The 24,778-nt window shown below is 58.4% G+C and carries 28 protein-coding genes; 12 read left to right on the forward strand and 16 right to left on the reverse strand.

What is annotated here, in order from left to right; translation table 11 throughout:
- Window positions 1–9 precede the first annotated feature (9 nt).
- On the forward strand, window positions 10–789 hold the full coding sequence (znuB, locus tag G5306_RS13210) for a zinc ABC transporter permease subunit ZnuB (RefSeq protein ID WP_033115078.1): 780 nt from the start codon (window positions 10–12) through the stop codon (window positions 787–789).
- A gap of 7 nt (window positions 790–796) precedes the next feature.
- Here the strand turns inward: znuB and G5306_RS13215 are convergent, their stop codons facing one another.
- On the reverse strand, window positions 797–1,687 hold the full coding sequence (locus G5306_RS13215) for a LysR substrate-binding domain-containing protein (protein WP_040067029.1): 891 nt from the start codon (window positions 1,685–1,687) through the stop codon (window positions 797–799).
- Between the two features lie 91 nt (window positions 1,688–1,778).
- Here G5306_RS13215 and G5306_RS13220 point away from each other — a divergent pair, with 91 nt between their 5' ends.
- Window positions 1,779–2,636 (forward strand): DMT family transporter, encoded by an 858-nt coding sequence (locus G5306_RS13220; RefSeq protein ID WP_005335858.1) that lies wholly within the window; start codon window positions 1,779–1,781, stop codon window positions 2,634–2,636.
- A gap of 3 nt (window positions 2,637–2,639) precedes the next feature.
- Here the strand turns inward: G5306_RS13220 and G5306_RS13225 are convergent, their stop codons facing one another.
- The gene (locus G5306_RS13225; protein ID WP_421312968.1) at window positions 2,640–3,227 is read right to left on the reverse strand and encodes a uracil-DNA glycosylase family protein; all 588 of its coding nucleotides are present in this window, start codon (window positions 3,225–3,227) and stop codon (window positions 2,640–2,642) included.
- Between the two features lie 99 nt (window positions 3,228–3,326).
- On the opposite strand from G5306_RS13225, the gene rarD reads away from it, so the two are divergent.
- Window positions 3,327–4,217 (forward strand): EamA family transporter RarD, encoded by an 891-nt coding sequence (gene rarD, locus G5306_RS13230; protein WP_421312969.1) that lies wholly within the window; start codon window positions 3,327–3,329, stop codon window positions 4,215–4,217.
- Here the strand turns inward: rarD and G5306_RS13235 are convergent.
- Window positions 4,199–4,933: a substrate-binding periplasmic protein gene (locus tag G5306_RS13235; RefSeq protein WP_216952096.1), complete on the reverse strand. Its 735-nt coding sequence runs from the start codon at window positions 4,931–4,933 to the stop codon at window positions 4,199–4,201. The two genes, rarD and G5306_RS13235, sit on opposite strands and share 19 nt — an antisense overlap.
- Before the next feature lie 45 nt (window positions 4,934–4,978).
- Here G5306_RS13235 and G5306_RS13240 point away from each other — a divergent pair, with 45 nt between their 5' ends.
- Window positions 4,979–5,323 carry a GIY-YIG nuclease family protein gene (locus G5306_RS13240; protein WP_216952097.1) on the forward strand — a complete coding sequence of 115 codons (345 nt, stop codon included), beginning with the start codon at window positions 4,979–4,981 and terminating at the stop codon, window positions 5,321–5,323.
- Between the two features lie 79 nt (window positions 5,324–5,402).
- Here the strand turns inward: G5306_RS13240 and pspG are convergent, their stop codons facing one another.
- The 4 genes from pspG to G5306_RS13260 all read right to left on the reverse strand — a co-directional run bounded on the left by pspG (window position 5,403) and on the right by G5306_RS13260 (window position 7,478).
- Window positions 5,403–5,621, reverse strand: coding sequence for an envelope stress response protein PspG (gene pspG, locus G5306_RS13245; protein WP_216952098.1), 219 nt, complete (start codon window positions 5,619–5,621; stop codon window positions 5,403–5,405).
- A 45-nt stretch (window positions 5,622–5,666) separates the two neighbouring features.
- Complete coding sequence (locus tag G5306_RS13250; RefSeq protein WP_124241612.1) at window positions 5,667–5,873, reverse strand: PspC domain-containing protein; 207 nt, start codon at window positions 5,871–5,873, stop codon at window positions 5,667–5,669.
- A 2-nt stretch (window positions 5,874–5,875) separates the two neighbouring features.
- Window positions 5,876–6,538, reverse strand: coding sequence for a phage shock protein PspA (gene pspA / locus G5306_RS13255; protein WP_421236109.1), 663 nt, complete (start codon window positions 6,536–6,538; stop codon window positions 5,876–5,878).
- A gap of 211 nt (window positions 6,539–6,749) precedes the next feature.
- Complete coding sequence (locus G5306_RS13260) at window positions 6,750–7,478, reverse strand: 1-acylglycerol-3-phosphate O-acyltransferase (protein WP_421172394.1); 729 nt, start codon at window positions 7,476–7,478, stop codon at window positions 6,750–6,752.
- A 186-nt stretch (window positions 7,479–7,664) separates the two neighbouring features.
- On the opposite strand from G5306_RS13260, the gene G5306_RS13265 reads away from it, so the two are divergent.
- Window positions 7,665–8,042: a hypothetical protein gene (locus tag G5306_RS13265; protein ID WP_421312970.1), complete on the forward strand. Its 378-nt coding sequence runs from the start codon at window positions 7,665–7,667 to the stop codon at window positions 8,040–8,042.
- Window positions 8,043–8,260: 218 nt separating this feature from the next.
- Entirely contained in the window at window positions 8,261–9,004 is a 744-nt protein-coding gene (locus G5306_RS13270) for a DsbA family protein (RefSeq protein ID WP_421172396.1), read from the forward strand.
- Between the two features lie 136 nt (window positions 9,005–9,140).
- Here G5306_RS13270 and G5306_RS13275 read toward each other — a convergent pair whose 3' ends face one another.
- Window positions 9,141–9,569 carry an EF-hand domain-containing protein gene (locus G5306_RS13275; RefSeq protein ID WP_216952102.1) on the reverse strand — a complete coding sequence of 143 codons (429 nt, stop codon included), beginning with the start codon at window positions 9,567–9,569 and terminating at the stop codon, window positions 9,141–9,143.
- 286 nt (window positions 9,570–9,855) lie between these two features.
- Between G5306_RS13275 and G5306_RS13280 the strand changes: the two genes are divergently transcribed.
- From G5306_RS13280 to G5306_RS13300, 5 genes are all read left to right on the forward strand, one after another.
- Window positions 9,856–10,140 (forward strand): DnaJ domain-containing protein, encoded by a 285-nt coding sequence (locus G5306_RS13280; RefSeq protein WP_005343121.1) that lies wholly within the window; start codon window positions 9,856–9,858, stop codon window positions 10,138–10,140.
- Window positions 10,141–10,163: 23 nt separating this feature from the next.
- The gene (gene atcA / locus G5306_RS13285) at window positions 10,164–10,706 is read left to right on the forward strand and encodes a cold adaptation protein AtcA (protein ID WP_421212950.1); all 543 of its coding nucleotides are present in this window, start codon (window positions 10,164–10,166) and stop codon (window positions 10,704–10,706) included.
- 12 nt (window positions 10,707–10,718) lie between these two features.
- Window positions 10,719–11,486, forward strand: coding sequence for a cold adaptation protein AtcB (gene atcB, locus G5306_RS13290; protein ID WP_005335887.1), 768 nt, complete (start codon window positions 10,719–10,721; stop codon window positions 11,484–11,486).
- 11 nt (window positions 11,487–11,497) lie between these two features.
- Entirely contained in the window at window positions 11,498–12,400 is a 903-nt protein-coding gene (atcC, locus tag G5306_RS13295; protein ID WP_421312971.1) for a cold adaptation protein AtcC, read from the forward strand.
- 525 nt (window positions 12,401–12,925) lie between these two features.
- Window positions 12,926–14,413, forward strand: coding sequence for a peptide MFS transporter (locus G5306_RS13300; protein ID WP_421295730.1), 1,488 nt, complete (start codon window positions 12,926–12,928; stop codon window positions 14,411–14,413).
- Between the two features lie 198 nt (window positions 14,414–14,611).
- Here G5306_RS13300 and G5306_RS13305 read toward each other — a convergent pair whose 3' ends face one another.
- Complete coding sequence (locus G5306_RS13305; RefSeq protein WP_421312972.1) at window positions 14,612–15,832, reverse strand: MFS transporter; 1,221 nt, start codon at window positions 15,830–15,832, stop codon at window positions 14,612–14,614.
- Window positions 15,833–15,955: 123 nt separating this feature from the next.
- Here G5306_RS13305 and G5306_RS13310 point away from each other — a divergent pair, with 123 nt between their 5' ends.
- Window positions 15,956–16,864: a LysR family transcriptional regulator gene (locus G5306_RS13310; protein WP_421295728.1), complete on the forward strand. Its 909-nt coding sequence runs from the start codon at window positions 15,956–15,958 to the stop codon at window positions 16,862–16,864.
- Window positions 16,865–16,967: 103 nt separating this feature from the next.
- Here G5306_RS13310 and G5306_RS13315 read toward each other — a convergent pair whose 3' ends face one another.
- The 7 genes from G5306_RS13315 to nudF form a co-directional block, all read right to left on the reverse strand.
- Window positions 16,968–17,606, reverse strand: coding sequence for a hypothetical protein (locus G5306_RS13315; RefSeq protein WP_219265047.1), 639 nt, complete (start codon window positions 17,604–17,606; stop codon window positions 16,968–16,970).
- A gap of 58 nt (window positions 17,607–17,664) precedes the next feature.
- Entirely contained in the window at window positions 17,665–19,959 is a 2,295-nt protein-coding gene (parC, locus tag G5306_RS13320) for a DNA topoisomerase IV subunit A (RefSeq protein ID WP_421295727.1), read from the reverse strand.
- Between the two features lie 83 nt (window positions 19,960–20,042).
- Window positions 20,043–21,953 carry a DNA topoisomerase IV subunit B gene (gene parE / locus G5306_RS13325; protein ID WP_005363090.1) on the reverse strand — a complete coding sequence of 637 codons (1,911 nt, stop codon included), beginning with the start codon at window positions 21,951–21,953 and terminating at the stop codon, window positions 20,043–20,045.
- 132 nt (window positions 21,954–22,085) lie between these two features.
- Window positions 22,086–22,673, reverse strand: a complete 588-nt coding sequence (locus G5306_RS13330; protein ID WP_421312973.1) for a YqiA/YcfP family alpha/beta fold hydrolase — start codon at window positions 22,671–22,673, stop codon at window positions 22,086–22,088.
- A gap of 12 nt (window positions 22,674–22,685) precedes the next feature.
- Complete coding sequence (cpdA, locus tag G5306_RS13335) at window positions 22,686–23,504, reverse strand: 3',5'-cyclic-AMP phosphodiesterase (RefSeq protein ID WP_005335897.1); 819 nt, start codon at window positions 23,502–23,504, stop codon at window positions 22,686–22,688.
- Between the two features lie 22 nt (window positions 23,505–23,526).
- Window positions 23,527–24,015, reverse strand: coding sequence for a DUF1249 domain-containing protein (locus tag G5306_RS13340; RefSeq protein WP_196783449.1), 489 nt, complete (start codon window positions 24,013–24,015; stop codon window positions 23,527–23,529).
- A complete protein-coding gene (nudF, locus tag G5306_RS13345) occupies window positions 23,978–24,619 on the reverse strand; it encodes an ADP-ribose diphosphatase (RefSeq protein WP_005335901.1) in 642 nt (213 codons plus the stop codon). The genes G5306_RS13340 and nudF overlap by 38 nt, the downstream gene beginning before the upstream one ends.
- Window positions 24,620–24,778: the final 159 nt, after the last annotated feature.

The raw sequence follows: 24,778 nt of genomic DNA on the forward strand, positions 1-24,778 counted from the left end.
GACATTCAAGTGGACAGCTTTCTGTTATACGCCCTCGCGGCCGGTCTCGGCATTGCCCTGCTGGCCGGCCCCCTAGGTAGCTTCGTGGTATGGCGCAAGATGGCCTACTTTGGCGACACCCTCTCCCACGCCTGCCTGTTCGGCATCGCACTGGGCATTCTGCTGCAGGTCGATCTCACCCTGGCGGTAGTGGTCTGCTGCCTCGCCATGGCAATGCTATTGGTGATCATGAGTCGCAACCAGCAGGTGGCGACCGATACCCTGCTCGGCATTCTGGCCCACAGCGCCCTGTCTCTCGGTCTGGTTACCTTGAGTTTTATGGATAACGTGCGGGTGGATCTGATGGCCTACCTGTTCGGCGACCTGCTCTCGGTACAACCGATGGACCTGCTCTGGATCTACGGCGGTGGCGCGCTGGTGCTGCTCACCCTGTGGCGACTTTGGGATCCCCTGCTCTCCATGACCATCTCGGAAGAGCTGGCGCGGGTCGAGGGGATCCGGGTCGACGTGTTGCGCTGCGTGCTGATGCTGCTGATCGGGCTGGTGATCGCCGTAGCGATGAAGTTTGTCGGGGCGCTGATCATCACCTCCCTGCTGATCATCCCTGCCGCCACCGCCCGCCGCTTTAGCCAGACACCGGAGCAGATGGCCGGCTTTGCCGCGCTGATTGGCTGTCTCGCCGTGCTGGGTGGATTGACCCTCTCCTGGTATCAAGATACTCCGGCAGGCCCCTCTGTCGTCGTCTGCGCCACCAGCCTGTTTGTCCTAAGCCAGTTCAAGAAAGCTTGATGCCGCGCTAGAGCGGCATGCTCTGGCGTGTCTCCATCATCAGCCACTGGCGCAACCGGCTGATGGCGGGCTCATGGGCCCGCGAGCGCTTGCAGGTAAAGTAGAAGGCATCCCCCGTCTCCAGCTGGTGTACCGGCAAGGCCACCAGCTGGGGATCATCGGGCCGCAGCATGTAATCATTCACGAATGCCACCCCCTGATCCCAGGCCGCCGCCTCCATCGCCAACAGCACATGGCTGAAGTGGTGCATCCGTGCCTCGTCCGGAATAACCAGCCCGCCGGCCTTGGCCCAGCGCTGCCAATCCTCCCCCCGCGCCTTGTAGATGGACTGCACCGACAGCAGCGGCAACTGCCAGATGGCCTCAGGCCACTCCCCGCTGATCTGCTGCAACAGGCGGCGACTACAGACCGGAAAGAGCCGCTCCTGATAGATAAGATCGTGGCAGTAGCCCCGTCCGTGGGGTGAGACTGTGATAAAGCAATCCGCCACCCTATCAGATAGCTCAGGATCTTCCGCCACCATCTCCAGACTCAAATCCAGCTCGGGGTAGAGCTGGCGCAATCCAGCCAACCGCGGGATCAGCCATTTCACCGCAAACGAGCTGTAGACCGCGAGGCGCAACCGCATCTCGCCGCCACCGCGCAGCTGTTCGCTGCTCTGGGCAATCTGGCTCAGCCCGGCAGCAATCCCTTCGAAGTAGCTCTCCCCCTGGGTTGTCAGCGAGAGCAACCGCCCCTGACGCAGCAGCAAGCGCTCACCCAGAAAATCCTCCAGCAGACGGATCTGGTGGCTGACCGCACTCTGGCTGACGTTCAGTTCCAGAGCGGCGCGGGAGAAGCTGAGCAGCCGGGCCACCACCTCGAAATATTGCACCGCACGCAGGGGAGGAAGCTTCATTATCTAAATATCTCATGAATGGTCATTTTTTATCATTTTACTGGATATCAACCGGCACGCTACCCTCCCCTCATCTGAAGTGGGAGGTGGTATGAATGCAGTAGGGATCGGCATCCTTTATCTGGTGCTGGGCAATATGGTGGCGGTTTTTTCCGATGCGCTGGTCAAGGTGCTGGAGCCGGATCAGCCCATCTTCCAGTTTGTCTTTTTCCGCCAGCTCTCGGCCGCCATTCTGCTGATGCCCTGGCTGCTCTGGTCATGGCGCCGCAACCCGCCGGTGGCCATCAAGTGGCACCTGCTGCGGGCCCATATTTGGGCGGTCGGCGTCTGCCTGATGGTGGTGGCCCTCACCCGCTTGCCGCTCGCTACCGCCAATGCCCTCTTCTATGCAGCCCCCCTGATGATGGTGCCGCTGGCGGTGTGGATGGCGGGGGAAGCGATCTCGCGCCAGAAGGTGCTGACCGCAGTCATCGGATTTATCGGGGTACTGATCGTGCTGCGCCCGACCGAGGTGAACTGGGCCGCTCTGGCGGCGCTTGGGGTGGCGCTGTCGATGGCGCTCAACAATCTGCTGATCAAGCGGATCCCGCTCAAGCAGCCCATCGCCCAGACCCTGTTTTTCACCAACGTGCTGAGCATGCCCTTCATTCTGGCGCTGGCACTGTGGGAAGGGGGCGACTGGCAGTGGCAGATGTGGTGGCCCGCCTTCGGATCTTCGGCGCTGATCATGGTCTATGCGGGATTGTGCGTGGTGGCCTATCGCAAGGCGGAGGCTAGCAAGATCGCCTCGGCGGAGTACACAGGTCTGCTGATGGCGGTGGCCATCGGGGTATGGTTGTTTGACGAGCAGCCGGGCCTGCCGCTGCTGCTGGGCTGTATCTGCATCGTCCTGCCACTTATCGCCATGGCGCGCAGCAAGCCAAAACCGCTGGCCGAGCCAGCGCTCTAATACTCAGGGTCTCCCCAGAAGCGGGGCGACCCTTTGCTGCAGATGGGGGACGATCTCCTGCCCGAACCAGGGATTCCTCCTGAGCCAGAGGGTATTGCGCGGGGAGGGATGCGGCAACGGTAGCCAGCCAGGGCCATAGTCGGCCCAGCAGCGCACCGTGTCGGTGAGTGACCCTTTGGCTGCCCCCCGCAGATAGTAGGCTTGTGAATATTGGCCGATCAGCAGGGTCAGTTCGATATTGGGCAACAGCATCAATACCTTGTCGTGCCAGGTGGGTGCACATTCGGGGCGCGGCGGCAGATCGCCGGATTTTCCCCTGCCGGGATAGCAGAGCCCCATCGGCATGATGGCGATGCGGGATTCGTCGTAAAAGGTGGCCTTATCGACACCGAGCCAATGGCGCAGCCTGTCACCGGAAGGGTCATCCCACGGGATACCGCTGGCATGCACCCGGGTGCCGGGCGCCTGACCGATGATCAGCAAGCGGGCACTCTCGGCCCCGCGGATCACCGGACGAGGCCCCAGCGGCAGATGAGCCTCGCACAGACGGCAGGCCCTGATTTGCTCAAACAACTTATCGATTCGCTGCATGACGTTGATAGTACCAGCATTTCCCTGCTTTCCCTCTTGTGGAAACAGGGCACTCCCCCTACTATCGCCATGGATGTTTAATTTAATAAACGGACAATAATGAAAAACTGGCTAGGTACCGGCACCGCGACCCTCTCCTTCATCCTGTGGGGGATGCTGCCGCTCTATTATCAATTCATGCCCGAGGTCAACATGTGGGAGCTGATCTCCCACCGGGTGCTCTGGTCTGTGGTGCTGCTGGGTGCCCTGTTTTTGCTGCTTGGCCACAAGGTGCCCTGGGCACAACTGCGCAGCGAGCCGCGCCAGCTCGGCCTCATTCTGCTGGCGGGTCCAGTGATGTCGATCAGCTGGTGCATGTTCACCTGGTGCCTCACCACCGGACAGGTACTGACCACCAGCCTCGCCTTCTTTATGACCCCGCTGTTCAATATCGTATTCGCCGTCATCTTCCTCAAAGAGCGACTCACCCCGCAAAAGCATCTGGCAGTCGCCCTGGCGCTGGCGGGGCTTGCCTACATGCTGTTCTGCTACGGCCAGCTCCCCTGGTTCTCCCTCATCATGGGGGCCAACTTCGCCTGCTACGGCCTTATCAAGAAGAAGATCCACTACGACACCGGCACCAGCCTCTATCTGGAAGCCATGGTGCAACTGCCCGTCGCGCTGATCATCATCGGCACGCTGGCGTGGCACGGGGAAGGGGCATTCGTGAACAGGGATCTGGCCGACAAGCTGCTGCTGATGGGCAGTGCCCCCGCCACCCTGCTGCCGGTGGGGCTCTTCTGCTACGCAGTGGCGAGAACCCGGATGAGCACTGTGGGGCTGCTGCAATATATCGAGCCCAGCCTCGCCTTCCTGCTCGCTATCTACTGGTTTGGTGAAGCGCCGGACCCCATCAAGGCGGTCGGTTTCGCCTTCGTCTGGGCAGGTTTGCTGGTGAGCCTGTTGCCGCTGCACCGGCTCAAGCGCCGCCCTCAGGGCTTACCGCGATAGGACTCCAGCACCTTGTGCCAGCGGGGATCCTTGTCCATCTGCTCGGCGATGTCGTTGAGGGTGGCATGCAGCTCTGGGCGAGATTTGGGCAGCAGGATATGGCGGGTATAGCTGGATTGGGGGAATGGCGAGATAAACAGCTTGCCCTGATAGTGGTTTGAGTCGATGAAAAAGCCCAGCGCGGAGCCAGGCACCATGGTCACATCGATGCGGCCGCGCACCAGCAGCTCAAGATTGGTCTTCACCTTCTTGGCATCGTGACGCTCCAGCTCTCCCCTTGCTGCCGCATCGTCGATCCCCTGATAGCGGTAGCCCTCCACCCCGCCGAACACCAATCCTTTGAGGGAGTCGGGTCCGCGATAGGTGATCGGCTTGTCGATGTTCGAGATTAGCTCGTTGGTGTCGCGCATCACCGGAAAGGTCCAGAGATAACGCTCGCGATGGGGATCCCCTACCCAGGCGGGATTGACCCAGACCACCAGACCGTCAAAGTCGGGATCCGCCATCTCCAGCGCCAGCCGGGCGCGATTAACCAGCCAGAGCTCGATTCTGGGTTCCCCCCCCAACTTTTCATTGAGATACTTGACCAGCTCGCGGCTCAGTCCGGCATCCACTCCGGTATTGAAGGGCGGATGCTGATGGTAATCGTAGAGACGGATCGTCTCCCCCAGAGCCGGAACCGACAACAGTAACCACAACCAGAACCAGACTCTCATCGCACCTCCTTGCACTGCTTTTGAGTTTGGCACAGAGAAGTACAAATGATAAAACCTCCTGACGGGATATCCCCGCACGCCTCTCCCCCCTCTTCTCGCTGGTTTATCTATATGGTGCGCACCGCCACCGGCCTGCTCTATACCGGGGTCAGCACGGATCCTCAACGTCGTCTGCGTCAGCACCAGAGCGGCAAGGGGGCTCGCGCCCTGCGCGGCAAGGGCCCCTTGACGCTGGCTTGGCAGCAGGAGGTCGGCGAGAAGGGGGCAGCCCTGCGCCTCGAATATCGCCTCAAGCAGCAGCCAAAATCCTTCAAGGAGCAGCTGATCCACAGCCCGGCACTCTGGCAGAGCTGGAGCCCGCAGTGGTTACCCGAAACGACCCGACCTTAAGGGTTACAGCTAAAAAAAGGCCACTCGATGAGTGGCCGAAAAGGGGAAATCAGGGAGCATTTCATAACTTGTTGCACAACTACAGATAGGTATTGTTGCGCTGACGACGGTGGCTGATGAGCCAACAGACTGCCAGCGCGACCAGCAGCCAGGGGGCCAACTTGACGATCAGGGCAAGCATGCCGCTCAGCAGCCCCAGTAGTACAAACACGCCGCTCACCAGCAGCATGGCTACCAGGGTAAAGCCGGTCAGCGCCATGACCAGCAACACTCCCAGCAATATGAAAAATTCCAGCATAACTTGCTCCTTACGGGCTCTCTGTGCCGCCGGGCTGCCTTGCGGTCAATCCAGCCAGCGTTTCAATTCATAACGGGGCGGCATCACCAGCACCGCCAGCAGATAGGCAGCCAGTGCCAGCGGTGGCACCAGGATCAGGGCGAGCAGGGCTACCACTCGCACCGTCACTCTGGAGATCCCCAGCCGTTGGGCAATGCCGGCGCAAACGCCAGTCAGCTTGCGATGGACAAGATCCTTGGGCCAGGGAGTCATGGTTATACCTCCACCTTCTGCCCCTTGAGACGGGCCAGCTCGCGCTCTATCTCGTCATTGAGCTCCAGCTCGCGGAACTGGGCCTCCAGCGAGGGATTCTGCCCCAAAATGGCCGCCTCCAGCTGGGCTTCCAGCTGATCGACCCGGCCTTGAAAACCGTCAAAGCGCGCCATCAGCTCATGCATGCGCTGGTTGTCCACCTGAGCGCGAGCACGAATGCGGCTGTGGGCCGTCTGCTCGCGCAGGGTCAGCAGTTTCTGCTTCTCCCGCGCCTCGGTCAGCTTGGCTGCCAGTCGCTCGCTGTCGGCGGTAAGCTGGGCCAGCACCTCGGCCACCCGGGCCTTGTCCTGTTCCAGCTGTTCACATTTCCTGGCCTCCGCCAGCTTCTCGGTGAGGGCGGCACGGGCCAGATCCTCACGGCCTTTCTGGATGGCGAGCTCGGCCTTGGCCGACCACTCCAGGATCTGCGCCTGCAACCCCTGCTGGTGACGCTCCAGCTGTTTCTGTTCAGCAATCACGCGGGTGGCCTGGGTACGCATCTCGACCTGCACCTGCTCCATCTCTTCGATCATCAGGCGCAGCATCTTCTCCGGCTCTTCACTCTTGTCGAGCAGGCTGTGCAGGTTGGCATTTATCACGTCGGTCAGGCGGCTGAATACGCTCATGGTCTGGCTCCTTGTTGATGGGATTGCTATCTCTTCCCATTGCATTACAAGAGCCGTGCCAAGAAAAATTATTGTTGTTTTACATATAGATGGGAATTTACCGAGGAAATTCAAGAAGGGTTTATTGGTGAAAATAGCCAACCAGGTGGTGATTTTTACCAATAAAAAAGGGAGCCTGAGGCTCCCTTGTCGATTCATCTGCGATATCTAGTCAAGCTGCGTGGCTGTGGCCCAGCTTGCTGTCCAATTCGGCCAGCTTGGCCTCCATCCTGGCACGGCACACTTCGGAGAGCTCGCGAATGCCAGCGGCACCGTGCTCCTTGCTGCAGACCGGTGCCATCACTTCCACCAGCACTTCGCCGTTGTCCCAACGATTGAGGTCGATCTGACCGAAGTAGCTGGAGCAGACGATGGGCACCACGGGCACTTCAGCCTGTACCGCAGTGTGGAAAGCGCCCGCCTTGAATGGCAGCAGGCCACGCCCCTTGGAGCGGGTCCCTTCCGGGAACATCCAGATGGAGGTGCCGCGATTCTTGATGCGATCCACCACCTGACCTATGGTGCCGATGGCACGGGAGCGGTTGGAGCGGTCGATCAGCACGTTGCCGGATAGCCAGAAGATAAGGCCGAAGAAGGGGAGCCACAGCAGGCTCTTCTTGCCCACCGCCACCACACCGGGCTGCACCGCACCGGTCACGGTGAAGATGTCGAAGTTGCTCTGGTGGTTGCAGACGTAGACCGCCGGGCCGACCGATTTCACCTCGTCGGCCACCGTCACCTTGACTCGCAACCCGATCAGCGGGCAGACCGCGTGATACATGCGAGCGAAGACATAGACGTTGTTGGGATGGCGCGGACGAACCAGACAGAGCAGCAGGCCGAACAGGAACCAGAAAATGAGCAGCAGACCAAGCAGCAGCACACGGGCAATTTTGAGCATCGAACACCTCGAGTTTTAACTCGGCGCAGTATACTGATCCCCCTTTTAGCGAACAAGCGTTCGCCAAACAGAACCGACCAGACTTACCTGCTCTGTCACCCAGGCGATCAGTCATAACGAGCGCGGTAACTTGCCCCTCCAGACATAGCTCGCTAGGATGGCCCCATCTTGATGGACGGGGCGAACATGATTTTGCAACAACGGATAGCGAAACATCTCCTGCTGCTGGTCTGCCTGCTGCTGCTCAATTGTGCGGCCCAGCCGCTGGCCCGGCTTGCCCTGCTCGATCAGGCGCTCAGCTGTCAGGCGCTACCCGTTCAGAACTCGACAACGGATCTGGGGGATGCCAAACCGGCCAGCCCGCAGCCAGGCAGTTGCCAGCTCAACGGCAAGTGGCTGAGCGCCGTCCCCCTGCTCTGCATCGAACAGCTCTTCTTTGCCGTGGCGGTGCTGATCGCCCTGCTGGCCCCCCTTTGGCGCTACACACCGCCACTACCCCCACCCAGAGTCATCTCGCCACCCGAACGGCGTCTGCATCTCACCCTCTGCATCTGGCGGGAATGATTCCGGCTCTTTGCCATTGGTCATGACTCATGTTTGCGAGACCATCGCCGCCTTCTTGCACCAACGGGGCACGACTGCGGCGTACTGAAAACAGATTTACGGCATGGCGTTGTTGCAGGGGAATACCTTGCTGCCCCGGCGCAACCACGACGACTGCCGACTAGCTTGCACAAGGCTGGCCACTTCAGGCTGGCACTACCCGATTTTAAGGAGTATCCATGAAACCGACTCTGAGCGCCCTGCCCCTGCTGGCCTCTCTCTGCGCCCCCCTGCTGGCTCCGACCCTACACGCGGCCCCCTTCACCCCTGAACAGGAAGCACGCATCAAGGAGCTGATCCGCGAGACTCTGATCGCCAACCCCAAGATCCTCGACGAGGCGGCCGAGTCCTGGGAGAAGCAGAATGCCGCAGCCCAGGAGGCCCAGCTTGGCAACTTCATCAAGGGCAACAAGGATGTGCTGTTCAACAGCGCTACCAGCCCGCGCCTGGGTGCCAAAAACCCCAAGCTGACGCTGGTGCTGTTTACCGACTACAACTGCCCCTACTGCAAGCAGTTCGATCCCCAGCTGACCAGGCTGCTCAAGGCCTATCCGAATGATCTGGGGCTGGTGATCAAATTGCTGCCGTTCAAGGGGCAGAGCTCCGCCAAGGCAGCCCAGTACAGCCTGACCCTGTGGCAACAGGATCCCGCCCGCTTCTTCGCCCTGCACGACAAGCTGATGAGCAAGCAGGGGATGCTGACCGAGGCGGACATCAACAAGGCGCTGGCGGCCACCGGCAATGTGGCACTCAAACCGGAGGGTAAAGCCACCGAGGAGCTGCGCAACAGCCTGCGCATTGGCACCCTGCTGGGTGTACAGGGCACACCGGCGACCCTGATCGGCAACCAGCTGGTGTCGGGCGCCATCCCCTATGAGGAGCTGGAGCAGCTGGTGAAGGCAGAGCTGGCCAGGCAGAGCTAAGGTCGGGGTCGCCCGCAGGGGCAGGAAGCGCTCGCACTGCGGCAATGGTGAGCCCTCAGGTCACCCCGTCTCCATGCAAAGAGCCCGGTATCACTACCGGGCTCTTTTTTCAGGAAGGAAAGGTGACAAACCAGCTCTATTGGGCGGGCGCCATCATCCCCTGCCCGAGCCGCCCTCTGGCACTGGTACGCTCGGCTTCGTCAAGCACACCATCTCCGTTCTTGTCCATTTGGGTAAAGAGGGCCTCATGATGCGCCATGAACTGTTCCCTGGTCGTGTCCTGCATCGGCCTCATGTTGCCCATATTCCCCATCTTGCCAGGCATGGCCTTGCCTGACTGCTGCATTGCCTCGTGCATCTTGGCCATGGCTGCCTCTCTCTCGGCAATCGAGAGGGTGCCATCCTTGTCACTGTCCTGCCGGGTGAAACGCTGCTCGGCTCTTTCCATAAACTGTGCCTTGGTAATGTCCCCCTTGATGAACATCAAGGGCTCATCGATGCTCTCATCGGCAGCGATGGCGAAACCGCCAAGCAGCACCATAGGCAGAAGATAAAATTTGAGCATGGCTGTCCATTCCTTAGTAAGGGTCTCGGTACGGCCGAGGCCAACTGACGATCGCCAAGATAATCCCCGGCGCCTCCTGTAGTGTAGTCCCTGGACTATTCCCGACAGGGAGACAGATCCCAAGGTGCCCCGTCAAGCTTTTCTGCCAGTGACCTTGCGTCCTATTCATGGCGATGGCGGGAGGTTTCCGTTAAAATGACGGGTTTTTGCCGTGCCTGATTTGCCAATCCCCACCATCAGGCACTCGCAGCGTGAATCCTATGATGCCAGTGATGCAGGATCTGCCATGAACAACTACTTTCGGGTGCTGGGCGTCAAGTCCAACGCCAGCGAAAACGACATCAAGAAAGCCTATCGTCGGCTGTCGAACCAGTACCACCCCGACAAGCTGCACGGGGCCAGTGAAGAAGAGAAAGAGCAGGCAGCCATCAAGCTGCACCAGGTAAAGCAGGCCTATGAAGTGCTGTCCGATCCGAAACAGCGGGCCGCCTTTATCAAGGATTTCAACAACGTCATCGTGACCGACCCCGCCTCCGCCATGCAGGAGATGTGGGATCAGTTCTACCCCTGAAACAGCAGGCAGAAAGAGCAACTATGCAAAAGAGATGGGACCAGGCGCGGCTCAAGGCGCTGCAAAGCGATGCCAGCGAAAACATCGAATCCTACCGGGATCAGGAAGACCCCAAGGGGCTGGAACAGTTCACCGACCAGATGAAGAGCCTGCTGCTGGCCGATATGAGCATGCTGGAGTTTATGCCCGAGTATCTGCCGCTGGCCCTCTATGGCCGGGTGCAGTTCCCGGCCAAGGCCAAATCGCAGTGGAACAAGTGGCTCGCCAGCGGCGAGCAGCCGAGCTGGGACGAGTTCAAGGTGAGCGTCGGATTCAACAACGCCGCCCTGCCGCTGGTCAAGGCGGTGCGGGCCCAGAGCGAAGATCAGCTGATGGAAGCCTGCGCCGTGCTGTTCCTGCTCGACAACCCGCTACCCCGCGGTAGCCACCGCGGCGATGACGACTATGAGCTGCGCGACGAAGAAGATGAAGACGGGGAAGATGCCGACGCCGACTACCACGGCGGCAGTGACCGCTATGGTGATGACGACGGCGATCAGGATATGTACGACGAAGTCCGTTTCTAATTGGGGCAAGGCATGAGCAACAGTCTGATAGAAATTACCGCCATCGAGATCAAAGAGCTGGCCGTTATCGAGCCGAAGCAGGCCAGCGAGAAGTTCGAGCTGATCGCCAAGACCATGTCTGACGACCAGCTGGCAGAAGTGATTGAAAACATTGATATCGTTACCCTGACCCAGATTAACGGCCAGCACGATATCTCCTTCCCCTCCATCATCTCCGAGCTGATGACCCCGGAGCGGATCCGCGACATCGTCTGCCAGCAGCCGCTCTACTGGGAAGAGGCGATCAAGAACAACGCCGATGAGCTGCAACAGCACACCTTCGACTTCCTCAACTACCTGATCCGCACCCAGGATAGCGAAGCCAAGCAGCGCGAGATCCTCGAATGCGTGGCCGAAGATCCGGCCGGTCTCTTCTACCTCGCCATCCCCTTTATCGAGTTCTATCGCGGCGATCGCTATGAAGAGGACGAAGGCTATCGCGACGTGCTGCACGCCGAAGAGGAAGATCTCGAAGAGTCCCTGCGCTACAGCGAGCGCCAGCAGAGCGAGGATGTCCACGACTACGCGCTGGATGACCCGCGCAGCCTCCTGATGCTTATTCGCGAGCTGGCCCCCGAGGTGGAGAAAGCCATCAAGGCGCTGCTGCGCAACGAGCACTCCACCTGGGACGGCATCATCAACAAGTTTGCCGCCGAGCTGGTGATGCAGGCCAAAGAGAAGAACAAGGTCGAGGAAGACGAGTACGGCGACGTCGACGACATGTTCAGCTTTCTGGATTAAGGAGCCCATTCATGCAGTTAGTCATTCGCGATGCCAACCAGGGTCCCTTTCTGACCCAGGTGCTGCGCTTTGGCCGCGACAACGAACTCTTGAGTCAGCAGCAGCTCGCCGCCATCAAGGGCAAGGCGGTGCTGATGAGCCTCAAATTCGCCGACAAGTACTACAACAAGTACAAGATGCACCTGCTGGAGCAGGCGGCCCACGACGTCATCGGCGTGGTGAGCCTCGGTCTGCAGGAGCTCTCGGCGCGTGATCCGGCCAAGGCGCTGGCGCTGCTGCAGGCGCCGGAAGGCCCCATCAAGCCGTTCCAGAAGGGCTGGTCGATGATCATTACCGTCAGCCCCAAGCAGGCTGGCAACAGCCTCTACGGTGACGTGGATGCGCGGCTCTTGGACAAGATCTCGAGCCCGCCCGATGTGGAGGAGTGGCAAGGGTGGCAGGAGTACGAGAAGGCGCTGACCGAGCACAACAAAAGCCGCCTGATGGAGCTCATCGACCAGCACTTCTTCGCCTGCGAGAGCGACCACCCCACCATGGAGGACAAGCTGGCCGAAGCGCTGCTCTACCGCATCCTCTGCGGCAAGGGCAGTGGCGCCGCCCCGCTCAAGGTGAAGCAGGATCTCAAGCGCAAACTGGCGCGGGAGATTGAGCTCGACGAGAACTGGTACGACACCGACTACCTCGCCGCCCAGCTCGCCCTGATGCTGAGCGCGCTACCCGCCGACATGGCCGCCGCCCTGCGGCAGGAGCTGAGCCCGGGCTTTGTGCCCAACCTGCTCCACACCCTCGGCTTTGTGCGCCAGTACCAGCTGCTGCAAAAAGAGAACGCCTCGCCGGAGAAGCTCGACAACGTCGAGATGCGCGCCGGTCTCAAGCACCCGCTGCTCGGCTGGCCGCTCTACCACGACTTCTAAGGCCGCTTTCACCGCCCATCAGTCGCACCACAACGCCCGGCCCGCCGGGCGTTGTTCTATCCTCCCCTCACCCTCTCGACAGCAAAGAGAGAACACACGCAAGTCACCCCGGGGCTGTCCCTTCTCTTACCGATATTTATTCACTCAATGCCCGAAGATGAATAAACAACCTGCGATACAACGGCTTGGCGCCAGCTGCGTTTCGGGACAACAAAGTGGGACGTAGATCCCGCCACTGCGCCATAATCGGCACCAAATAGCCGACTGGATCACATCAACCGTGCCGCAACCGCGTGGTAAGCCGAGCTAAAATCACGACTCAATCACGCATAAAAAGGCGGAATAGATCAATAAAAAGCAATTAATCGCGCCGGATTAAATTTCAGGTATGGCTATTTGCACCGCTTGGCCGCTAAATGACAGACCGGCCTTCAGACCAGCATGGAAGCGCACAAGGCTAGCCGGCAGCAGACCGGCACGCTCTCAGGACGAGTAATGACTTTCTTCTCTCACAGGAGACAGACCGTGAGCGCTTCGAATCAACACCCCACCATTCCCCCCGGCTCCGGGGCGCTGTTCTTTATCCAGACCTTCTCGACCCTGGGGTTTGCCGTGCTCTACTCCACCCTGGTGCTCTACGCCACCAAGCGGCTCGGCTTTAGCGAATCCCAAGCCAATGCCATGATGGGGGTCTTCGGGGCCTTCAACTATGGCCTGCACCTGTTTGGCGGTTATCTCGGCGGGCGCTACCTCAGCAACCGCAACCTGTTCGTGATGGGGATGGTGCTGCAGGTGATCGGCTGCTACTTCATCGCCGAGATGGGGATCACCGGCCTCTACTGGGGGCTCGCCATGTTCCTTACCGGCAGCGGCCTCAACGTCACCTGCCTCAACATGATGCTGACCCAGCGCTTCGCCCCGGATGATCACCGCCGCGAGAGCGCCTTCCTGTGGAACTACGCCGGGATGAATCTGGGCTTCTTTATCGGCTTCACGGTGGCGGGCTACTTCCAGCTCACCGAGGATTACCGCACCCTGTTCCTGTTTGCGACGCTGGGCAACATCATCGCCATCATTGCTACCTTCGCCTGCTGGCCGATTCTGGCGGATATCAGCACCCCGCTGCGCCATATCAAAGGGAGCGGCTTCTACCGCCGCATGCTGGCCGGGATCGCCATTCTGGCCATGCTGGTGCCGGCGCTGCGTCTGCTGCTGACCCACGCCAGCTTCAGCGGCAGCTTTGTGCTGATCCTGGGGGCCGTGGTGCTGGTGCTGCTCTGCGTGATGACCGCCCGCCACCCGGACGCCGCCGAGCGCAGCCGCATGGTGGCCTACCTGATCCTCGCCCTCGGCTCCCTCATCTTCTGGTCGCTCTACCAGCTGGCGCCCATGGGGCTGATGCTCTTCTCCGAGCACAACATCAACCTCAACGTGTTCGGGCTGCGGGTCGCCCCCCAGTGGATCCAGAACATCAACACCATTGTCATCGTCATCGGTGGCCCCCTGATGGCGCTGCTGTTCAAGCGGTTGCGCGAACAGGGGTGGAATATCGATATCCCTTCCCAGTTTGCAGCCTCGCTGTTTTGCATGGGGCTCGGCATGCTGGTGCTGCCGATCGGCATCCATCTGGCGGGGGCCGACGGGCTGGTCGCCTTCAAGTGGATCGCCATCAGCTATGTACTGCAGAGTTTTGGCGAGCTGCTGATCTCCCCCATCGGCTACGCCATGATTGGCAAGCTGGCCCCCGCCAGCCTGCAAGGCTTGATGATGGGCTGCTGGATGATGGTGACCGGCATCGCCTCGGTGCTGGCGGGCTATGTCTCCGGCGCCATGCCGCAAAATATCGGCAGCACCCCGGTCGCCACCAACCCGGGCTACAGCTCGGTGTTCAATATGCTGGGCTGGGGTTCGCTGGCGGGCGGCGTGGTGTTGCTCCTGCTGGTGCCCCGCCTGCGCCAGCTGATCGCCTCGAAAATCACCCCGCCACCGGCGGCGACCGCCATTCCTGTCTAATTGGATTCGGGCCAGCCATTTCAGTGGCCCCTGCCAGCGCGAACGATTGAATCAGCGGCACTGCTGTTAATGTAAAGGGCCCCGCCATAATGGATGGCGGGGCCCTTCTCTTTTGGTGGGATGGATGACCCGCGTCTGGCTGGCGAGCCCCCGTTAAGGCTTCGTCAATCAAGCCCATTTCCCTACAGGTCTCGTTTCTCAAACATCCGATTTTGGGGTTCCCAAACGCAGCAGCTTGAGCAATCGATATAGAAAAAGTGGCTGAATAATCGTCAACACTATGGTTAGCCAAGCCAATAGAGTTATGTTGCCAAGGTGACCATCGACATTTGTTAAAATCATCGAAGAGACGACGGCAGCCGAGCCACTGAATATATGTTGAAAAACATTTTGTAATGACATGAATCCCGCCCTTTCCCAAGGCGCTGCCACTTGACTATTAACAGCAGCAACGGTGATCGTTCGGGTCGATGTAACCACCATGAATAACGTGAAAATCACTATGGTCGGCAACCAAGGCTCATGCAATAAACCATCCCAAACAACCGCTATCGTCAATGCCCCCATCAAAATCGTCACTTTCATTGCGCCAAAACGGTCAATAAACAATCCGCCAAGCTGCATTGAAAACAGGCTAAAAATGCCACCCATGACATAGTACTGACTCATATCGCCGCGAGGGACATCAAGGTTAAATTGAAAATAAGCAGCTATGTTGGGAACAATAAGGAAGGTGCTGAAAATTGCCAACCCAATTGCCATAAACGCATTCCATACCACAGGTCGCTTCAGCATTTCCATTGATGAAAATTCTTTCTGATTCAATCCCAAGTGGGCCGTCATCTCGGGCAGCCTTGTATATACCGCCACGCAGACTCCCAATCCCAAGCCACCGACAACATAGAAAGGTGCACTCCATCCTTTCAACATTGCCAGCTCCAATCCCAACGGCACACCGGCAATCGCTGACAACGAAAATGCCCCCATCACAATGGCCATCGCTCGACCACGTTGATCTATTGGTGTGGCATCCACAACGATCGCCAGAGCAATGGATGTTGCTGGACCGGCAAACATACCGGCCAGCAAGCGGGTAAAGAATAAACTTTCCATATCCCATGCCAAAGCGCAGGCCCAAGTGGATAGCGTGATACCCAACAATGTGATCAGTGCAACATGCTTTCTATCAAATAGGTCGAGATATCTGGCACATAACAACGATGATAGTGCGGCTGCCAGTGCATACCCGCCTCCTAAATATCCTATATAGGTTGGACTTATATTTAGTGCACGAGATAAATCAGGCCCGAGAGGCATAATCATCATGAAATCAAGCGCACTGACCAATTGAATCAATGCCGCCAACCAGACAACGTTAAAATCCATAACAGAACAATTACTGTGAGTTTTTTCACCCATATTATTTTCATCTAGCATAATAATGTTTACTCTCAATCTTTAGAGATAGAAAGTATACCCACTATCACATTTTAATTTTATTCGTTAAAATGGCATGAATTGTTATCAGATTAGGGATAATCAATGCGTACCGGCATGGAATTGAATGCGCTGAAGATTTTCATTGCAGTGGTTGAAAACAGCAGTTTTGTCGGGGCATCTAAAACCCTTCAAATCCCCACCTCAAATGTGAGCCGCAGTATTTCTCAATTGGAAGAAGCCTTGAACCTTCAACTGATTGAACGCTCAACCCGCCATATGAAGCTCACACAATCAGGGCAATTGCTCTATACCCGAGTAAAACCACTGCTGGAATCACTGGAGCAAACCGAGGCTGAATTGACATCACAGCAGATTCAGCTGAAAGGGCCATTACGCATCTGCATCCCCAATGAGGCTGGGCCAAAACTGCTCGGTACTGCCATTGCCGACTTTGCCTGCCAACATCCTGAAATAACGATCAGCTGCATTACCAATCTCTCCGGACTTGAATCATTAAGAGAGGATTTGGACATGGCAATCATCATTCACAGAGGCAAGATGGATGATTGCGATTACATAGCCAGCCATTTGACCACCATTCCCTGTACTGTTGTTGGCTCCCCTTCATTGATCCAGAAGTGGGGGCTTCCCAACCACACATCACAATTCAAAACTCTCCCCTGCATAACAACGGTGAGCGCTCTGAAAGGGATGCCTTGGCAATTTACTCGCACGAGCAGTGAATTTTCCACCATTCAGGTGAATGAACACTACCGGGTCAATAGTGGCGAACTGGCGTTAAAAGCAGCAGTAGCCGGTGTAGGTTTTGCCATTCTTGCCAAAGTATCTTGTCAAGAGTTTATTGATGATGGCAGCTTGGTTGAAATTGAACTTGAGCTACCCGCCGCCCCATTGCAGTTGTTTGCTGTTTATGCAAATCGCCAATATCTTCCTGCTAAAACACGTGTATTTATTGAGTTCATTCGACAAAACATCATTAGTTATCAGTAGCTAAAGTCCAGAACTAAATGGCATACGCCAGCGTTTATCGTTTGCGTAGGTCTGATTACGCTTCGTTAATCAGACCTACAGCCTTATAAAGGCCTATGCAAAACTAACTCACTTTCAACACTTCTTTACCATAGTGAGTTTCACATTGTACATATTCTAATAGCGCATACAGTTTATCAGGTTCATTTCTTATAACCTTCAAACTATCCATTGTCGTTTCCCTTGGTGAAACCTTTGTTAAAAATAGCTCGCCATAAATCTCATTTTGCAAACATGATATGAGATCTCTGGTGAAACACGATATTTCTCTAGATACCCATTCTAACTTACTAAAAAAGTCATTTTTTTCAAGATATGGTTGTTCCCTAGAAAGCTCGTATAGTTTTGCTTGAATCATGAAACGAGTTGTTCTAAATAACAAAGGATTTAAAATTTCGTGGCATTCCAATTCTTTGCAAAACAAATACGTGACATGCTCAAGCTGCATTGCGTAATCCATTCTTTTAGGGAGGTCAACCTCATGTCCATCCGCTTTATTAACACGCCATATCAACGCTTTTAAAGATAGTTCATCACAAGTAGATGTCAGTGCATTGGAAACAGAGAGCAATTGTTCAAATATTTTAATTTGATGTTCTTTTTTAAAGTTAGCTCTTCTTTCCCGTTGAGCTTGATAAATTGGGACAAACAATCCAAAAAAAGCTAAAAAGACAGGTGAAAAATCCTTTATAAAATCGTACATGAAATCACCAAAAAAAAATTTATAATAAAAAAGGCGCTTTCGCGCCCTTCTATATTAATTACCCTTCCTGATTTTCCGCGGCTACCGGTTCGGTTCCAGCGGCGGGTTCAATCTCGATGCGATCGACACGCTGCAAACCGCGGGGCAGCTTGGCGCCGCGACGGCCGCGCTCGCCGCGGTAGTAGTCAAGATCAGATGGCTTAAGAGTGAGCTTGCGCTTGCCGGCAAACAGGGTGACCGACTGGCCCTGCGGAATGACGGCGGCCATCACCACAAACTCTTCCCGCGCCTTCACGCGCGCCGACGGAATGCTGATCAGCTTGTTGCCCTTGCCCTTGCCGAGCACCGGCAGGGTGTTGAGCGGGAACAGCAGCATGCGCCCTTCGTTGGAGATGGCCATGCAGAGATCGGTCTCTGGCGAGCCGATCTTCTGGGGTGCCATCACCTGACCCCCTTCCGGCACGGTGAGCAGCGCCTTGCCGTTCTTGTTCTTGCCGATCAGGTCGTCATAGGTGCAGACAAAGCCGTAACCGGCGTCGCTGACGATCAGATACGGCTCACCCTCGTTGCCCATCACCAGATGACGAACCTCTTCCCCGGCCCCCAGTGCAAAGCGGCCGGTGAGCGGTTCGCCCTGACTGCGGGCGGATGGCAAGGTGTGGGATTCGAGGGCGTAGGTTCTCCCAAGGGTGGAGAGGAACACTGCCTGCTGGTTGCTGCGGCCACAGGCGTGGGCAAGATAGCTGTCCCCCGCCTTGTAGGAGAGCCCCGCCACATCTACGTCGTGGCCCTTGGCGGCGCGCACCCACCCCTTGTCGGAGAGGATGACGGTGACCGGTTCGCTGGGAATAAGCTCTTTCTCGGTCAGCGCCACGGCGGTAGCCCGCTCCACCAGCGGAGTGCGGCGATCGTCGCCGTACTTCTCGGCATCGGCCAGCAGCTCTTTCTTGAGCAGGGTGTTGAGGCGACGCTCGGAGCCCAGAATGAGCTCCAGCTTGTCGCGCTCTTCGGCCAGTTCGTTCTGTTCGGCGCGCAGCTTGAACTCTTCGAGCTTGGCCAGATGGCGCAGTTTCAGCTCGAGGATCGCTTCGGCCTGGGTCTCGGTAATGTTGAAGCGCTCCACCATCACCTTGCCCGGCTCATCCTCGGTGCGGATGATCTCGATCACCTCGTCGATGTTGAGATAGGCGATCAGCAAGCCTTCGAGGATGTGCAGGCGAGCCAGCACCTTGTCGAGGCGGAATTGCAGGCGGCGACGCACGGTCTCGCGGCGGAACTGGATCCACTCGCTGAGGATGGTCTTGAGGCACTTCACCTGCGGCCGGTTGTCGAGGCCGAGGATATTGAGGTTGACCCGGTAGTTCTTCTCCAGATCCGTGGTGGCGAACAGGTGGGCCATCAGCCCCTCCACATCCACCCGGTTGGAGCGCGGCACAATCACCAGACGGGTCGGGTTCTCGTGGTCCGACTCATCCCGCAGATCGGTGACCATCGGCAGCTTTTTCGCCACCATCTGGGCGGCGATCTGCTCCATGATCTTGGCGCCGGAGGCCTGATGGGGCAGCGCGGTGATGACGATGTCGCCATCCTCCTCGCTCCAGACCGCCCGCTGCTTGATGGAGCCCTTGCCGGTCTCGTAGATTTTGCGGATATCGTCGCGCGGGGTGATGATCTCGGCGTTGGTCGGGTAGTCCGGCCCCTGAATGTGCTGCATCAACGCATCCAGCCCCGCATTGGGGTTGTCGAGCAGCTCGGCACAGGCGTAGGCCACTTCCCGCGCGTTGTGGGGCGGAATATCGGTCGCCATGCCCACCGCGATACCGGTCACCCCGTTGAGCAGGATGTGTGGCAGGCGGGCGGGCAGCACCACCGGCTCCTTCATGGTGCCGTCGAAGTTCGGCGTCCACTCCACCGTGCCTTGGCCGAGCTCTGAGAGCAGCAGCTCGGAGAAGCGGGACAGGCGCGCTTCGGTATAACGCATGGCGGCGAAGGATTTGGGATCGTCCGGCGCACCCCAGTTACCCTGACCGTCCACCAGCGGGTAGCGGTAGGAGAAGGGCTGGGCCATCAGCACCATGGCTTCATAACAGGCGCTGTCGCCATGGGGGTGATATTTACCCAGCACGTCACCCACGGTACGGGCGGATTTCTTGTGCTTGGAGAGGGCAGACAGACCCAGCTCGCTCATGGCGTAGATGATGCGCCGCTGCACCGGTTTGAGGCCATCGCCGATATGCGGCAAGGCCCGATCCATGATGACGTACATGGAGTAGTTCAAGTAAGCCTGTTCGGTAAAGGTGCGCATTGGCTGGCGCTCTACCCCGTCCAGACTGAGCTCGATAGCATCACTCATGTGATTTTCTCTTTCGGTTCGGGAGCCGCCACAGGGCGACTCCGGCTAAATGCTTGCCGGCCCCGACAGGGCCGGCCGACGGCTTAAATGATGGCGAGGTTGCCCTTCTCTTCAAGCCACTCACGGCGATCACCCGCCCGCTTCTTGGCCAGCAGCATGTCCATCAGCTGCAGGGTCTCGTCAGCCGCATCCCCTTCGCTCTCTCCTGCCGGCTCCATGGTGAGTTGCACCAGACGGCGGGTGTTGGGATCCATGGTGGTTTCCCGCAGCTGTTTCGGGTTCATCTCACCCAGACCCTTGAATCGGGTCACCATCACCTTGCCTTTCTTCTTCTCGGCTTCGACCCGTTGCAGCACGCCGTTCTTCTCGTCCTCGTCGAGGGCGTAGTAGACCTCTTTACCGATATCGATCCGGTAGAGGGGCGGCATGGCGACGTAGACGTGGCCCTTCTCCACCAGCGTGCGGAAGTGCTTCACAAAGAGGGCGCAGAGCAGGGTGGCGATGTGCAGACCGTCCGAATCCGCATCCGCGAGGATGCACACCTTGCCGTAGCGCAAGCCGCTGAGATCCTCGGAGTCGGGGTCGAGCCCGATAGCGACCGAGATATCGTGCACTTCTTGCGAGGCGAGCACCTGACCGGCCTCCACCTCCCAGGTGTTCAGGATCTTGCCGCGCAGCGGCATGATGGCTTGAAACTCGCGATCCCGCGCCTGCTTGGCACTGCCGCCCGCAGAGTCCCCCTCCACCAGGAACAGCTCCCCCTGCATGGGGTCGGCGCAGTTACAGTCGGTCAGCTTGCCGGGCAGCGCCGGGCCCTGGGTAATCTTCTTGCGCACCACCGTCTTGGCGGCGCGCATCCGGCGCTGGGCGCTGCTGATACAGATCTCGGCAATCTGCTCTGCCAGCTCAGTGTTGCTGTTCAGGTAGAGGCTGAAGGCATCCTTCACCACGCCGGAGACGAACGCCGAGCTCTGGCGCGAGGAGAGCCGCTCCTTGGTCTGACCGGCGAACTGTGGATCCTGCATCTTGATGGAGAGGATGTAGGCACAGCGATCCCAGATATCTTCCGGAGTCAGCTTGACCCCGCGCGGCAGCAGGTTGCGGAACTCGCAGAACTCGCGCATGGCGTCGAGCAGGCCCTGACGCAGACCGTTGACATGAGTACCGCCCTGCGCGGTGGGAATGAGGTTCACATAGGATTCGGCGAGGCATTCGCCCCCTTCCGGCAACCAGCAGAGCGCCCAGTCCACCGCCGATTGTTCGGAGCTGAACGAGCCGATAAAAGGCTGCTCCGGCAGGCAGGTGAACTGCTTGACCGCGTCGACCAGATAATCCTTGAGGCCATCTTCGTAGCACCACTCCAGCTTGATGCCGGTGTTCTTGTCGAGGAACTTGATGGTAAGACCGGGGCAGAGCACGGCCTTGGCTTTGAGCAGGTGCTCCAGCTTGGTGACCGAGAATTTGGGCGAATCAAAGTAGCTCGCCTGCGGCCAGAAACGCACCCGGGTGCCGGTGTTGCGACGACCGCAGGTGCCGGTGATAGTCAGCTCCTGCACCTTCTCGCCACGCTCGAAGGCGATGTCGTAGACCTGACCGTCGCGACGCACCGTCACCTCGACCCGATCGGAGAGGGCGTTTACGACCGAAATACCCACCCCGTGCAAACCGCCGGAGAACTGGTAGTTCTTGTTGGAGAATTTGCCGCCCGCGTGCAACTTGCAGAGGATCAGCTCCACCCCGCTGACCCCCTCTTCCGGGTGGATATCGACCGGCATGCCGCGGCCGTCGTCGATCACTTCGAGGGACTGGTCTTCATGCAGGATCACCTCCAGATTGCGGGCGTGACCTGCCAGCGCTTCATCGACGCTGTTGTCGATGACCTCCTGGCCGAGGTGGTTGGGCCGGGTGGTGTCGGTATACATGCCGGGGCGGCGACGCACCGGCTCAAGGCCATTGAGGACCTCAATGGCATCCGCATTGTATTGAGTAGACATGGAGGGCCTTGCGAATTGACATTTGGAGGGAATCTTAACTGCTAGGCGGGGGTAGAACAAACTCCCCGCACCGAAAGCTTGATCTGGAGAAGAACAAGCAGGGCGAGACCGCCCTTATTGACTCAAACCTGACTATAACCCGAGGAAACGGATGATCTGGGCGGGGTAGCGCTCGAACGCCACAAAGGCATGGTTGCCACCGCACTCCAGCGAGAGGCGGGCAAAGCGGTATTCATCCAGCGCCTTGCGATAGTCGAGCACCTCATCCCCCTGCTGTTGCAGCACCCAAAGTCGCTCCGGCGCCGTCACCGGTACCGCCAGTGCCCGCAGCTCGTCCATATGTTGAGGCAGCAGTTCGTACTGCTCACCCGTATAGGGATTGGTCTGGGGGCCAAGGTAGTCGCAAAGCAGCTCGTGCGGGCGCACCGCCGGATTGATCAGCGCCGCGCGGCAGCCGTACTGCTCGCTGACCCGGGTCGCCATAAAGCCACCGAGGGAGCTACCCACTGCGCCGAGCTTGAATTCGCTACCATAGCAGCTCTGCAAATTGGCAATAGTCTGTTCGATAGCTGCCCAAGCCGCCGCTGGCGTATTGGGCTGAGCCGGAATGATCACCTCGATATCCGGCCGATTGGCGGCCACCCAGGCAGCCATCTGCTGGGCCTTGGCGGAGCCCGGTGAGGAGTTGAAACCGTGCAGATAAAGGAGAACCGACTTCATGGAATGCGCTCCTCAATAACCGGTAGCGTTGGGGTCGGGCACAAACTGCCCCACCGGCAGGCGCCACACCTCGCTGGCCACCCGCCCATCCGGATAGAGGGTCAGATAGCGCCAGCCCGGGCCGGATTCATCCAGCGCGAAGCCATCAGAGAGCGGTTTGAACTGAATGCAAGTCGATGGGCTGGCAATCAGCCGCACCCCGCGGTGCACCTCGTCAAACTCCTGATGAACGTGGCCGAACAGAATGGTCTTCTGCTGCGGATGACGGGCCAGTACGGCAAACAGGTCATCGGCATTCTTGAGATTGTGCTGATCCAGCCAGGCGCAGCCCACCGGCACCGCCTGATGGTGCAGGGTGATAAGGGCGTGGCGATCAGGATATTGGCGCAGGGCGCGGTCGAGGGCGGCCAGCTGGTGATCGCCAATCATGCCGTGGGGTTTGCCGCGCACCTGGGTGTCGAGCAGGATCACCTGCCAGTGGTCGCCCACCAGCAGCTTGGATTCACTGATCCCGGCGGCATGGAGATATTCGGTCATCAGCGGGCTGTCATCGTGATTGCCCGGCAGCCAGTAGATGGGGCGGCCAAGAGGCGCCATCATGGAGGCGAAACGCTGATAGGATTCCGGGCTGTGATCCTGCGACAGATCGCCGGTCGCCAGAATCACCTCGTAGGGGTGTTCATTGGCCTGCACCTGTTCCAGCACGGCGGCCAGACTCTCTGCGGTGCGCACAGCCAACAGCCGCCCTTCGGCACTCGCGAAGAGGTGGGTGTCGGTAATTTGCAACAGGCGCACACTGCCGTCCTGCGCCTGGGGGAGCTCTGTTTCCAAAATCACGCTTCTTTTTATTTGTTCAACTGGAGATATTGATCGGGCTGGTACCATGTCTGAGACAAAATTTTAGCCATTCGGCCAGAAACAGATTTACCTGCTCCTTTTCGTCCCGCTGGTGCATCTTTTTATTGGGATAATCATAACGTGGTTGCAAACGGGAAATCTGTTGCGCTGCACACACTTCCGCCATCCGCACATCATGATACAAACGAATCTCTATCTGAGCTTGTAAATATTCGGGCAATTCGGGGTTGTGCTGGCTCAGGATCACCTGATTGGTGAAGCGACTCTCGCCAATGATGGTGAGCTGGAACTGCAGATCGTTGCCGACCCGATAGCGGCGCTCGGCGCCGACTTCCCCATCTGGCGGCAGCAGTTTCATCAACGCCATGTAATTGACCTCGCAGGTACGCTGCAAGGACATCAGATCAGGAACATAGCGCCTGCTCTGTTGCAGGGTCAGCGCCACCTCAGCGATCCGCCAGCCAGCGGGCGCGCAGCTCGCCATGGTTGAGGGCCAACCACTGCAGGGCAATGACCGAGGCCGCATTGTCGATACGTCCCTCTTTGAGCCAGGCGTAGGCCTGTTCGCGGCTCACCACGTGCACCCGGATATCCTCGCCCTCATCCGCCAGCCCGTGCAGTCCCTCGGCCTTGCTGGCATCCACCTCGCCCACAAAGACCTCGATCCGCTCGGTGCTGCCGCCCGGGCTCACCAGATAGCTGATGGCATGCTCGCAGCGGGCCACCTCGATACCGGCCTCTTCCACCGCTTCGCGACGCACCACCGCCTCGGCGGTCTCACCTTCGTCGATGATGCCGGCTACCAGCTCCAGCAGCCAGGGGGTCGGGCTGGTCTCCATGGCGCCGATACGGAACTGCTCCACCAGCACGATCTGGTCGCGCACTGGATCATAGGGCAGCAGTGCGGCAGCATGGCCCCGCTCGAACAGCTCGCGCACGATGGGCTGATTCCAGCCGCCAGCAAATAACCGATGCTGCAAACGATAGACATTCACCTTGAAGAAGCCGTTATATCCAGCTGATTTTTCAATGATTTTCACATCATCGGCGGCGTAATGCCGATCTTGCGGCAAGGGTTGCTGCGACATCCGGGGCTCCCGTCAGCTTGACTTGTATCAGTTTGACCATAAAATCCGAGGAACATGAATGAACGTTCATTCACTCGGCGTGCCATGGTAATGAGGGGTGGATTTTAGCAGCCACAGACCATTTGGCTAGGCGCGCGGGGAGAAAACTGCGTCCGGTTC

It is taken from the genome of Aeromonas sp. 603404 (assembly GCF_049171775.1).
In the GTDB taxonomy this organism is placed as follows: Bacteria; Pseudomonadota; Gammaproteobacteria; order Enterobacterales; family Aeromonadaceae; genus Aeromonas; species Aeromonas veronii_A.